Raw genomic sequence first — 12057 nt, 5'->3', positions numbered from 1 at the left:
AACTCCTTCTCTTAAGGGGAAATCTCGGGGTCTTGCCGCGGCAAGGTCAGATAGGCGGCCAAGGCCGCCGCGACGCAGCGCGTCAGTTCCGCCTCGTCCGGCGCGTCTTCCAACGCCAAGCCGTGAATCAGGCTGTCCGCCATCCGCAGCAGGCGCGGCGCGCGCTCGGCGGGCAGGCCGCGGGCGGCCAGCCACTCGGCCACGCAGTCCAGCAGCGCCGCGTCCAAGGGATTGTCCGCCGGCGGCGGGTCGAACTGCGGCCACTCCCGTTCCAATACCCGATGCAGCCCGGGCGCGGCCAGATGCAGGCGCAGGCAGGCGGACACCAGGCTCTCCAGCTGCGCCGGCCACGGCAGGCCGGCGCTCAGCCGCAAGGCCTCCCGCACCGTGGCCAGGGTTTCCTCACCGTGGCGGCGGTGCAAGGCCGCCACCAGCGCCTGCTTGTTGGGGAAGTACTGGTACAAGGAGCCGATGCCGACGCCGGCCAGCTCCGCCGCCTTGTTGGTGCTCAGCCCGGCGTAGCCGTCGCGCTCCAGAATGCGAGCCGCCGCCTCCAGAATGGCGGCCACCACATGGCGGGAGCGGGCTTGGCTGGGCTGTTTGCGGGCTTGCGGAATCATGGGCATGCGGCGGTCCGTAAGGGAGGAAGGCTTGCGCCGCGGTCATGGGGCCGACAGCAAAAAGACGGCGGCAAACGCTTAGCAAAACACGAGTTTTACCCGCTGACAAGGGCGGATACATTGAAAGCGTCGTCCATCCTCAATGAAAGCGGAACCATGAGCCAAAGCTACGCCTTCTTCGCGCTGCTGCGCGTCCACCCCAACTGGCTGCGCCTGAGCCGGCCGGAACGCCGCCGGTTCGAAGCGGAAACCCTGAAGCCGATCTACGCGCGCTATCCGGCGGTGCGCATGCGCTGGTTCGACGCCGAGGCCTTCACCGCCCGTTGCAGCGATATCGCGCTGTTCGAAACCGAATCGATCAAGGATTTCTATTATCTGATCGACGCGCTGCGCGACAGCCCGCTCCTCACCGAGCCCTATTTCGAATTCGTCGATATCCTGCCGGCGGTGGAGGACGGTTTCCGCGACTACGACGCGCAGTTGTCCACAGGTGGATCATAGGCCGCTTAGCCTGCCGGCCAATACAAACGGCGACCTTGCGGTCGCCGTGTCGCTGCTGCGGGAGGCCGGGTTATGCCCGGCGAGTCAGGCCCGAAACGGCCGGCGGGGATACTCTCAGATTGTCAGCAGTGGCTTAATGGATTCGATAAGATTGCTTGATCTCGCTTACGCGGCGCTCGGCCTGTTGAACGGTCAGCGGGCTCATGGCCATATGGGCGCCGCAATGGCAGCGCAACACGCTGTCGGGATGCAGGGACTTGAGATGATGGCGGATTTCATGGCCGCATTCCTCGCAGGCGACCACGACGGTGGCGTTGTAATGCTTGTCCAGATCAATATCGAATCTTTGCTGCTTCATGGGAATCTCCCTTGCTGTGACAAAGGCCGGCCAGCCAGAGGAAGAGCAGGAAGCCCTTCATGACAGACCTGAAGAGAAGGATAGCTCCGCCGGCGAAAGGTTCCCAGCAATCAGCCACTTAACTGTAGTTTTTTTGACCGCGGGCAAGCCTCGCGCCCACGGCCGCCGCACTGGTCAGCAAGCGGGGCTTGCAGTATCCTTCGCCGATTTGATTGTTGACGATTGCAGCCATGGACACCCACAACGCAGATCTGGAACGCCGCTTCGGCGGCATCGCCCGTCTCTACGGGCCGGAGGCGCTGGCCCGCTTTCAGGCCTCCCACGTTTGCGTGGTCGGCGTCGGCGGCGTCGGCTCCTGGGCGGTGGAAGCGCTGGCGCGCAGCGCCGTCGGCAAGCTGACCCTGATAGACCTGGACAATGTGGCCGAGTCCAACACCAACCGCCAGTTGCCGGCGCTGGACCCCAATTACGGCATGGCCAAGGTCAGCGCGCTGGCCGAACGCGTGCGCGCGATCAATCCGGCCTGCGAGGTGATCGAGATCGAAGACTTCGTCACCGAAGACAATCTGGAACAGCTGCTGGGCCGGGACTACGACTTCATCATCGACTGCATAGACAGCCTGCGCATCAAGACCGCGATGGCGGCCTGGTGCGCGCGCCGCCGCCAGCCCTTCATCGTGTCCGGCGGCGCCGGCGGCCAGACCGATCCCACGCTGATCCGGGTGGCGGACCTGGGCGAGGTCACTTACGACCCGCTGCTGTCCAAGCTGCGCTACAACCTGCGCCGTCACCACCAGTTCAGCCGCGAAGCCGGCAAGAAGCTGCACGTTCCCTGCGTGTTCTCCACCGAACAACTGATCTATCCGGACACGGAGCAGCAGGCTTGCGACGCCGCGGAGCCGCGCGGCCCGCAGGGCCTGTCCTGCGCCGGCTTCGGCGCGGCGATGACGGTGACCGCCAGCTTCGGCCTGGTGGCGGTGGCGCAAGCGCTGAAGCAGCTGGCCAAGCCGCCCAAGGTCAAGCGCGGCTAACGCGGCGTAAACCCGGACAGAGAGCTCAAGACAACGACAATTCGATGGCCGCTTGCACGATAGGCCTGGCCCAGACGGGAGTGGCGGCCAAGGCGGCAAAATCGTCCACCCCTGGCGACACCATCCGGCCATTGACGGCTTCCAACACCAGCACCGGGTCCGGAATCTCCTGTCCCGGCACCGCTTCAGCGCTATTGTCGAATACTTGCAGCCGGGCCAGTCTCGGCAATAAGCGGATCAGATTAAGACGCGAGCTGACCCAGCGCTCGTGAATCTTGTGCTCCGGGATGTCGTGGCCCCCATGGGCGACACGCAAGCCTACCCGCGCAATGTGTCGTTCCAGCGAGTCCAGGCCGCAAAACAACATCATGACATTGTGACTGCCCGCCGCTGCGGCGAGCATGTCCGCCATCGTCCGGCCTCCCAGCGTGGTTTCGAACGCAAAGTTGCGGCCCTCGCGGATGGCGGCCTCCAGCCGGGAGCGGCCGTATTCCCACGCCTGCCCATTGGCCTTGTCCAGGTCCAAACCCAGTTGTCTGACCAGTTCGCGCGCATAACTGTCCGGGTTGTACCAGGACAAGCCGTGCTCGGCCAGCAGGCTGCCGCCCACCGAGCTCTTGCCTGCGCCGTTCACGCCGGCAAGCACTAGGATGAAGGGACGCGCGGCGGCGGCGATCAAAACGCGTCGCCGGCCTTGGGCCGCGAGCCTAACTTGCCCTGGGCCTTGAACAGACTATCGACGTTTTGTGCCGTGCCCGCTTGTTGCAATTGGGCCAGCCGAGCATCGAAGCGCTGATTCAGCGCGTCCAACGCCGCTTGCTCGCGCTGCTTCAGCGCCTGAATGGCATCCTCCAGCCGCCGGTAGGTGGCGGCGTCCAGCAACACCATCTCCACGGTCGAATGGTTGGTGACAGCCACGCTGCCCTGTTGATGAACCAGGCGCACGACCTCCCCCCATTTATTTTTGACCTGAGAGGCGTTTTGACGCGGCAAGGCGTCCAAGCTGGGCAATTCCGTAATCATCGCAGCCCACCGGGAAAATAATGACGATAAGGCAATAATAGCCCCAATCTAAAAAAATGTCTTTTTTAGCCATTTTTACCGGCCATATGCGGCTGAGAAAGCGCAGGATGCACACGCAACAAGTCGCACTCACCGTGCGACGGCTCGCGACGCGCGGCGCGTTTTGAACAGCGGCTGACGCGGCCATGAAAAAAGCACCGCCTAGGCGGTGCTTTTTCATGTGCGGGCGGATGCCGCTTACATGCTCTGGATCTGTTTTTCCAGTTTCACCGCGCGGTCGCCCGGCGCCGGGTGGCTGGACAGCAGGCTGCTGTCGTTGCCGTACAGATCGGCCAGCTTGCGCAGCGCGGCCGGACCGCCTTGAACGTTGTAGTTGTGACGCTTGAGGAAGCCCACCGAGTAGCCGTCGGCGTCGCTTTCCTGAGACTGGGAGAACTGCGCGTTCACCACGGCTTCGGCGAAGCCGCCGAGCTCGGATTCGGACAAGCTGCTGGCGACGCTGTTGCCGCTGCCGGCCGCGCCCTTGCGCGCCGCGGAAGTGGCGTAGGCCAGTTGCATGGCTTTCTTGGTGTGGCCCAGTTTCACATGGCCGATTTCATGACCGATGACGAAGCGCACTTCGTCGTCGTTCATCTTGTCCATCAGGCCGCTGTACACGCGTACGGTGCCGTCGGCCATGGCGAAGGCGTTGACTTCCTTGGTCAGATAAACCTTGAAGTTCAGCTTGGTGCCGTCTTCGCTGTCCAGGCCCTTAACCATCTTGGCCAGGCGCTTGGAATAGGCGTTGGAGGCCGGAGCCACCTTGTTTTTCTTGTCCATCACCACGCTGGATTCGGCGGCCATGGCTTTGACGTCGGCGTCGCTGAGGGTGGCGGACTTCACCAGGTCGGAGCCGGCGCTGATCATGGAGCCCAGATCGAAAGCGTGCACCGGGGCGGAAAGGCAAGCAGCAGCCAGAACGGTCAGAGCGAATTTTTTCATTGTGTCAGTCTCATTTAATTTACAAATTCAATTTACAAATAAAGCAGACGGATGCTATCCGCTTTGCCTCCTCTTGAAAAGCGATTGGCATAACTCCCACCCATTGCCGATTCACGCCCCCTCAGACCTTACCGCCGGCAAGCCCTTGCCAACGCAAAGGTTTTTCCGGAACCGCTCTAGACCGGCGGCGAAGCGGGCTGCGAATGGTTGTCGCGGCGACGCAACGCATCCGAACCATTGGCGGACGCGCCCCGCAGCGCCGGACACGCGTGATCTTGCAATTCCTCGACCGAGGCGCGGTTGGCGCCGATCAGGCTGGCGCGGCTGCTCAGCAGAATGAAGCCGTCGCGGCCGTCGGCCAGCCGCGTCGCCACCAGCGCCAGGCCGTAGCGGCCCATGTCCAGGCCGGCTTCCGGCTGTCCGGCCGCCAGCGCCTTGAACGGGTCCACCTCCGGGCCGCCGTCGGCCTTGGCCGCCACCGCGCGCGCCCAGTAGGCGTGGCCCTGCAGCTCCACCGGCAACTCGCGCCACTCCTCGCTCAGGCTGTCCTTCAGGTCCTCCAGCTGCTGGCGCACGGTGGCGTCGGTGCAGGAGATGTGGATGTGCAACTGATTCTGGGTGCGTCCGTACTGGGAATTGATGGTCAGCGACAGCAGTTCGCGCGGAATCGGCCGGCCGTAGCGCTGCTCCAGAAAGCCGCGCGCGCGCCAGGCCGCCCCCAGTAATCCGGCGCGCGCTCGCTCAGCAGCTCCGGGCTTTCGATGCCGCTGACGCGGGCGGTGGGAATCAGCAGGTATTGCAGCCAGCCGTTGCGGTCTTTCAGCACCGCGTAGCCGCCGGCCTCGCCGCTGCCCGGCTCCACCGCGGCGCAGGGCGCCGGCTGGCCGCTCGCCTGTTGATTGGGCAGGCATTGCCGGCTGACGATGTTCCACAAGGCGTCGGAATCGGCCCACAACAGCGCCGAGTACCCCAAGGCCAGCGCGGCCAACAGGCCGGTGGCGATTTTGAGCGTGGTTTTCATGTTTGGATTTTTGCTTGATGCCACTCCGCCACTATAGCGAAGGCCGGGCCCGGACATGAAAAAACCGCCCCTAGGGGCGGTTTGGCGCGGGACAGGGTCCGGCTCAGGCCAGCAGGCAGGAAGACTGACTCTGCTCGCTGACGCGGCGCAGCGGCGTGGCCTGCTGAGCGCAGCGCGTCTCCGCCTGCGGGCAACGGGTGCGGAACACGCAGCCGGACGGCGGATTGATCGGGCTGGGCAGGTCGCCTTGCAGGATCTGGATCACCTTGTTCTTTTCCAGCTTCGGGTCCGGGATGGGAATCGCCGACAGCAAGGCGCGGGTGTACGGGTGCGAAGGCGCGTCGTACAAGGCGGACTTTTCCGCCAGCTCCATTTCGCGGCCCAGATACATCACTAGGATGCGGTCGGAGATGTGCTTGACCACGGCCAGATCGTGGGCGATGAAGATCAGCGCCAGCCCCATCTCACGCTGCAACTCCTTGAGCAGGTTGATGATCTGCGCCTGGATGGACACGTCCAGCGCCGACACCGGCTCGTCGCAGATGATGAGCTTGGGCTCCAGGATCAGCGCGCGGGCAATGCCGATGCGCTGGCACTGGCCGCCGGAGAACTCGTGCGGATAGCGGTTGATCATCTGCTCGCGCAGACCCACCTTGGCCATCATCGCCTTGACCCGGCGCATCACTTCCTCCGGACCCAGCTCCGGCTTGTGCACGCGCAGCGGCTCGCCGATGATGTGGGCCACCGTCATCCGCGGATTAAGCGAGGCCAGCGGATCCTGGAAGATCATCTGGATGTCCTTGCGCACCGCCAGCCAGTCCTTGTCGCTGCCCTTGCGCAAATCCTTGCCCATCCAGACGATTTCGCCGTCGGTGGCGGGAATCAGATTCAGGATGGCGCGGCTGAGCGTGGACTTGCCGCAGCCGGATTCGCCCACCACGCCCAGGGTTTCCCCGGCGTAGAGGTCAAAACTGACGCCGTCCACCGCTTTCAGGGTTTTCTTGGGGCTCCACGGCCAACTGTCGTTGCCCTTGACCTGGAAGTGCACTTTGACGTCGCGCACCGAAAGAATGGCCTGTTTGGCTTGTTCAGACATGGGCCACCTCCTGGGCTGCTTGCGCCAGCTCGACGGCCGGCTTGTGACAGGCGCGGATCACCTGCGGATTGTGGCTGCTGGCCTGCAGCAGCGGCAGTTCGTCGGCGCAGCGCTCGGTGCTGTGCTGGCAACGTTCGGAGAACGGGCAGCCCTTGGGCATGTGCGCCATATTGGGCGGATTGCCGGGAATGCTGACCAGCTCGCTGCCGTCGTGGTCCAGCCGCGGCAGCGCGCCCAGCAGGCCGATGGTGTAAGGATGGCTGGGGTGGTAGAAGATGCTGTCGGCGTCGCCGTATTCCATCACCCGGCCACCGTACATCACCATCACTTTTTCGCACAGGCCGGCCACCACGCCCAAGTCGTGGGTGATCATGATGATGGAGGTGCCGAAGTCCCGCTGCAGGTCTTTCAACAGGGTCAGGATCTGCGCCTGCACCGTCACGTCCAGCGCGGTGGTGGGTTCGTCGGCGATCAAGACCTCCGGCTCGCACAGCAGCGCCATCGCGATCATCACGCGCTGGCGCATACCGCCGGAGAATTCATGCGGATACATGTCCACGCGGCGCGCCGCTTCCGGAATGCGCACCGCTTCCAACAGCTCGATCGCGCGCTTCTTGGCCGCGCGCCGGCTCATGCCCTTGTGCAGCTCCAGCACCTCGGTCATCTGCCGCTCCACCGTCAGGTAGGGGTTCAGCGAGGTCATCGGGTCCTGGAAGATCATGGACACGCGGTCGCCGCGGATGGCGTTCAGTTCCGGCGCGCCCATCTTCAGCAGGTCTTTGCCATGGAACAGCACTTCGCCGCTGGTGGAGCCGTTGCGGGCCAGCAGGCCCATGATGGACAGCACGGTCTGGCTCTTGCCGGAGCCGGACTCGCCGACGATGCCCAGGGTCTGCCCCTTGTCCAGTTCGAAGCTGACGCCGTTGACGGCGTTGACCATGCCGTCGTTGGTCTGGAACTGGACCCCGAGATTACTGACTTTCAAAATGCTCATAGTGGTTCTACCTCGGGCTCATCGATCTTTCGGGTCCAGCGCGTCGCGCAGGCCGTCGCCGATATAGTTGGCGCAGTACAAGGTCAGCGACAACATGCCGGCGGGGAACAACAGCTGCCAGGGCTGGGTTTCCATGGTCTTGGTGCCGTCGCCGATCAACACGCCCCAGCTGGTCATCGGCTCTTGCACGCCCAGGCCCAGGAAGGACAACACGGATTCGGTCAGAATCACGCCCGGCACCGTTACCGTAGTGTAGATCACCACGATGCCCAGCAGATTGGGCACGATGTGGCGGGCGATGATGGTGGCGGTGGACACCCCGATGGCGCGCGCGGCCTCCACATACTCCTTGGACTTGATCGACAGCGTCTGGCCGCGCACCACGCGCGCCATGTCCATCCAGCCCAGGATGGTGATGGTCAGCACCACCAGATAGAACTCGCGGCCCAGCAGGGTCACCATCAGGATGGCGATCAGCAGATAGGGCACCGCGTACATCATGTCCACGATGCGCATCATCAGATTGTCTATCTTGCCGCCGAGGAAGCCGGCGCTGGCCCCCCAGAGCACGCCGATGATCACCGCGGCGACGGTGGCCAGCGCGCCCACCATCAGCGAGATGCGGCCGCCGATCAGGGTGCGCACCAGCAGGTCGCGGCCCAGGTCGTCGGTGCCGAACCAGTGCATGCCCTGCCAGGTGGGCGCCAGGCTGATGGCGTCCCAGTCGGTGTCGTCATAGGTATGGGGCAGGAACATTGGCCCGAAAATACAGGCCAGCACGATCAGCGACAGGATGATCAGGCTGACCACGGCCGCGCGGTTGCGGAAAAAGCGGATGCGGGCGTCGCGCCACGGGCTGCGGCCCTCTACGGCGGCGTCGTCCAGACGGGTCTCCAGCGCGATCGCCGCTTGCTTCTGTTTGCTTCTCAACATGGGAAATCCTTCGCGGTCACGCGCGTCAATAGCGAATCTTGGGATCGAGGAAGGCGTAAGCCAGGTCGACCAGCAGATTGAGCAGCACGGCAATCACCGTCACCAGCACCACCAGGCCCAGCACCAGCGTGTAGTCGCGGTTGGCCGCGCCGTTGACAATGAGCTTGCCCAGGCCGGGCAGGGAGAAGATCGACTCGGTGACCACGGCGGAGGTGATGGAGGAGATGGTCAACGGCCCCAGCAGCGTCACCACCGGCATCAGCGCCGGCTTCAAAGCGTGGCGGACGATGATGGTGCGCATCGGCAAGCCCTTGGCGCGCGCGGTGCGGATGAAGTTGCTGCCCAGCACCTCGATCAGGCTGCCGCGCATCACCCGGCCTATGGTGGCCACGTTGATGAAGGTCAGCAACGCCACCGGCAGGATCATGAAGCGCGGATCGAAATCGTTCCAGCCGCCGGACGGCAGCCATTGCAGGGTGACGGCGAAGATCAGCACCAGCACCGGGCCGATGATGAAGGACGGGAAAGCGCTGCCCATATTGCTGATCAGCATCACCAGGTAATCCACCGCGCTGTTTTGACGCAACGCGGCGACGATGCCCAGCGCCACGCCTATCACCAGCGAAATCAGGATGGCGCTGCCGCCTATCGCCGCCGACACCGGCAGCGCCTTGGCCACCAGATCGTTGACGCTCCAGTCCGAATAACGGAAGGAGGCGCCCAGATCGCCTTGCAGCAGGCTCTTCAGGTAATACAGGTATTGCTGCCACAGGGGCAGGTCGAGATGGTATTTGGCCTGCAGATTGGCCAATACCGCCTCGGAAACTTTGCGCTCCCCGTCAAAGGGGCCGCCAGGGGTCATGTGCAGCAGCAGATAACAGACGGTGATGACGGCCAACACGGTGGGGATCGTCAACAGCACGCGTCGTAAGGTGTAGGACCACATTGCAAATTACTCCGACTCGCCGCGCCCGCCGCGCCGGCGCGATGCGCGGGCTGCGGACGGACCAACGGCGATTGACACCGACAGTCACGGGCGGGCGGCGCCGTCAGCGACGGCCGCCCGCTCAACACACCGGGGTTGCCCCCGTTTCCAGATCAGGGCCGAACGCGCGTCCGCCCGCGCGCCTCCGGTCCCCTGCGGGACGGGAGGCGTTCAGGGCGTCGGCACGAGGCCGGCGATCAATGCTGGATGATGTAGAGTTCCTTGCTGCGGTAGCGATCCACCGGGTTCTTCAGCGAGTAGCCGCCCACATACGGTTTCACCAGGCGCGGCAGCGTGTACTGCAGCACCGGGATCATCGGGTAGTCGTCCATCGCCAGCTTGGTGGCCTGAGTCAGCAATTGGGTGCGCTTGGCTTGATCGGTGCTTTCATTGCCCTGCTTGATCAACTCTTCCGCTTTCTTGTTGCAGTTGAAGTTGTCGTTCTGGGTATTGCCGCACTGGACCAGCGCCAGGAAGGTGGTGGCGTCGTTATAGTCGGCCAGCCAGCCGTTGCGCGCCACCTGGTAGTCGCCGTCGTGGCGTTTCTTCAGGAAGACCTTGAACTCCATGTTTTCCATGGAGGTGTTGAAGCCCAGCTTGCTCTTCCACTCGGAGGCCACGAAGATGGCCATCTTCTTGTGGTAGTCGCTGGTGTTGTAGGACAGCTTGAGCGTGGTGCCCGGCTTGACGCCGGCCTGGGCCAGCAGCTTCTTGGCCTCGTCCACGCGCTTGGCCATCGGCCATTGCGCCCAGTCGTAGCTGGTCGGCAGGCCGCCGTGCACGCCTTTGACCATCACGCTATAGGACGGCAGCTGGCCGTCGCCGGTGATTTTCTTGGCCATCAGGTCGCGGTCCACCACCATGGACAGCGCCTTGCGCACGCGCACGTCCTTCAGCAGCGGATCCTTGTTGTTCAGGCTGTAATAGCGCAGGCCCAGGATGGTGGAGGTTTTCAGATCCTTGGGCATGGCGCTCTTGAGCTTGTCGAAGCTACCCGGCGGGATCTCGTAAGTCATGTCGGTCTGACCAGACTGGTACAGCTTCTGGTCGGCGTTCTGATCTTCGATGGGCAGGAAGCTGACGCGGGTCAGCTGCACGCTCTTGGCGTTCCAGTACTGCGCGTTCTTCTCGATCACCACCTTGCTGTTGACTTGCCAGTCTTTCAGCACGAAGGGGCCGTTGCTGACCATCTTGCCCGGCTTGACCCAGTCCTTGCCGAACTTGTCGATCACCGCCTTGGGCGCCGGGCCCAGCTGGGCGTTGGACATCAGCTCCGGCAGGTAGGACACCGGGAAGGCGGTGTCCACTTGCACGGTGTATTTGTCCAGCGCCTTGACGCCGATGGCAGTCACCGGCTTCTTGCCGGCCACGATGGCCTCGCCGTTCAGGAAGAAGATGCCGAAGGTGCCGGCGTAGGGAGCGGCCAGCTTGGGATCCACCAGGCGGCGGATGCCGTAGACGAAGTCGTCGGCGGTGACGCCGCTGCCGTCGGACCATTTGGCGTTCTTGCGCAGCTTGAACACCCAGGTGGTGGGCGCGGTCTGTTTCCAGGACTCGGCCACGCCGGGCTGCAGCCTGCCTTCGTTGTCGGTGGCGGTCAGGCCTTCGAACAAGTCGTGGGTGATGATGTTGGCGGGCACGCCCTCCACCACCATGGGATCCAGCGATTCCGGTTCGGAGCCGTTGGAGCGCACCAGTTCCTGCTTGGCGGCCAGCTTGGTGCCCGGCGGCACAATGGCGGCCAGGGCCGCGCCGGAAGTCAGGGCCAGCGCCACGGCGGCCGTGATTGTCTGTAGCGATTTTTTATCAGCCATCTCGCCTACTCTCCTAAGTATTGCCGCTCCCGTCGACTATCGCGGGGCGATCAGAATCTTCACTCGATTGTATCCAGAGTGGTTGGCGGCCATTATGCGCTGAGGATTTTGAATACTTCAAGTGCTAAGCACGGCGCGACGGCGGGCGATTTAACGTTTTTGTCGCAAATTGACTATCCTTGCCCGCATTAGCTGTCACAGCTTGCTGATTTCACATTGTTTTTCCACCATTATTTCGTTTCTCATTCTAAAAATTAATGCCTCTCATACACATTGCTCATGACATTGAAAATAAGCCTATACAATTACCCCGTTCAAATATTACAAAACGCTTATTTTTAATTTACCGACTTTTCCCAAAATCATTAACGCTTTTGCGCTTGGCGAAAACGGAAGGGCTTGAGTAAGCTCGATCCGACGCATGCCGCGCGCCAGCCCCGCCCCCGGCCCCACGCTCATGAGCCCAGGCCGCGCCGCCAACGCATCTTCCTGATCCGCAAGCCTTATTCGGCCCTATCATTCCAATATGCGGACAGAATCCGGCCCGGTTTTCCGGGCCGCGCGACCAGCGGCGGAGGGACGCCCTGGAAACGCGGCCCGCCGCCGGATGGATGTCCGCGGCAAGCGGCGACGCCGGCATGCGCCAGCAGGTATCGATGGGACGACGCCTGGCATCCACACGGCGGGCTAGGCGCCCGCC

At 63.4% G+C, this 12057-nt stretch carries 13 protein-coding genes and 1 pseudogene; 2 read left to right on the top strand and 12 right to left on the bottom strand.

Annotated elements, in window-relative coordinates:
• Positions 1-11: 11 nt before the first annotated feature.
• Positions 12-626, bottom strand: a complete 615-nt coding sequence (locus HQN78_RS21025) for a TetR/AcrR family transcriptional regulator (RefSeq protein WP_107800860.1) — start codon at positions 624-626, stop codon at positions 12-14.
• Positions 627-776: 150 nt separating this feature from the next.
• Here HQN78_RS21025 and HQN78_RS21020 point away from each other — a divergent pair, with 150 nt between their 5' ends.
• Positions 777-1121: a darcynin family protein gene (locus tag HQN78_RS21020; protein ID WP_107800861.1), complete on the top strand. Its 345-nt coding sequence runs from the start codon at positions 777-779 to the stop codon at positions 1119-1121.
• Positions 1122-1254: 133 nt separating this feature from the next.
• On the opposite strand, the gene HQN78_RS21015 is transcribed toward HQN78_RS21020, so the two are convergent.
• Positions 1255-1479 (bottom strand): hypothetical protein, encoded by a 225-nt coding sequence (locus HQN78_RS21015; protein ID WP_107800862.1) that lies wholly within the window; start codon positions 1477-1479, stop codon positions 1255-1257.
• Positions 1480-1709: 230 nt separating this feature from the next.
• Between HQN78_RS21015 and tcdA the strand changes: the two genes are divergently transcribed.
• Positions 1710-2510: a tRNA cyclic N6-threonylcarbamoyladenosine(37) synthase TcdA gene (gene tcdA / locus HQN78_RS21010; protein WP_107800863.1), complete on the top strand. Its 801-nt coding sequence runs from the start codon at positions 1710-1712 to the stop codon at positions 2508-2510.
• Between the two features lie 25 nt (positions 2511-2535).
• Here tcdA and HQN78_RS21005 read toward each other — a convergent pair whose 3' ends face one another.
• The 10 genes and pseudogenes from HQN78_RS21005 to HQN78_RS20960 form a co-directional block, all read right to left on the bottom strand.
• Positions 2536-3189, bottom strand: coding sequence for a hypothetical protein (locus HQN78_RS21005; protein ID WP_235085983.1), 654 nt, complete (start codon positions 3187-3189; stop codon positions 2536-2538).
• Positions 3186-3512 (bottom strand): type II toxin-antitoxin system prevent-host-death family antitoxin, encoded by a 327-nt coding sequence (locus HQN78_RS21000; protein ID WP_199225935.1) that lies wholly within the window; start codon positions 3510-3512, stop codon positions 3186-3188. The genes HQN78_RS21005 and HQN78_RS21000 overlap by 4 nt, the downstream gene beginning before the upstream one ends.
• Positions 3469-3753, bottom strand: coding sequence for a hypothetical protein (locus tag HQN78_RS20995; RefSeq protein ID WP_235085980.1), 285 nt, complete (start codon positions 3751-3753; stop codon positions 3469-3471). The genes HQN78_RS21000 and HQN78_RS20995 overlap by 44 nt, the downstream gene beginning before the upstream one ends.
• 17 nt (positions 3754-3770) lie before the next feature.
• Positions 3771-4514, bottom strand: coding sequence for a M48 family metallopeptidase (locus HQN78_RS20990; protein WP_107800865.1), 744 nt, complete (start codon positions 4512-4514; stop codon positions 3771-3773).
• Positions 4515-4690: 176 nt separating this feature from the next.
• Positions 4691-5535, bottom strand: a pseudogene (locus tag HQN78_RS20985) (CDP-diacylglycerol diphosphatase).
• Between the two features lie 103 nt (positions 5536-5638).
• Positions 5639-6631, bottom strand: coding sequence for a murein tripeptide/oligopeptide ABC transporter ATP binding protein OppF (gene oppF, locus HQN78_RS20980; protein ID WP_107800867.1), 993 nt, complete (start codon positions 6629-6631; stop codon positions 5639-5641).
• Positions 6624-7625 carry an ABC transporter ATP-binding protein gene (locus HQN78_RS20975; protein WP_107800868.1) on the bottom strand — a complete coding sequence of 334 codons (1002 nt, stop codon included), beginning with the start codon at positions 7623-7625 and terminating at the stop codon, positions 6624-6626. Before HQN78_RS20975 ends, oppF begins: the two co-directional genes overlap by 8 nt.
• 18 nt (positions 7626-7643) lie before the next feature.
• A complete protein-coding gene (locus HQN78_RS20970) occupies positions 7644-8558 on the bottom strand; it encodes an ABC transporter permease subunit (protein ID WP_081575942.1) in 915 nt (304 codons plus the stop codon).
• A 25-nt stretch (positions 8559-8583) separates the two neighbouring features.
• Positions 8584-9504 (bottom strand): oligopeptide ABC transporter permease OppB, encoded by a 921-nt coding sequence (gene oppB, locus HQN78_RS20965; RefSeq protein ID WP_227105445.1) that lies wholly within the window; start codon positions 9502-9504, stop codon positions 8584-8586.
• Positions 9505-9740: 236 nt separating this feature from the next.
• Positions 9741-11357, bottom strand: a complete 1617-nt coding sequence (locus tag HQN78_RS20960; protein WP_107800870.1) for a peptide ABC transporter substrate-binding protein — start codon at positions 11355-11357, stop codon at positions 9741-9743.
• Positions 11358-12057 lie beyond the last annotated feature (700 nt).

Source organism: Chromobacterium sp. Beijing, from assembly GCF_021496765.1.
GTDB lineage: Bacteria > Pseudomonadota > Gammaproteobacteria > Burkholderiales > Chromobacteriaceae > Chromobacterium.
The sequence above is the reverse complement of the archived record's forward strand: the minus strand, read 5'-3'. Positions and strand labels throughout refer to the sequence as shown.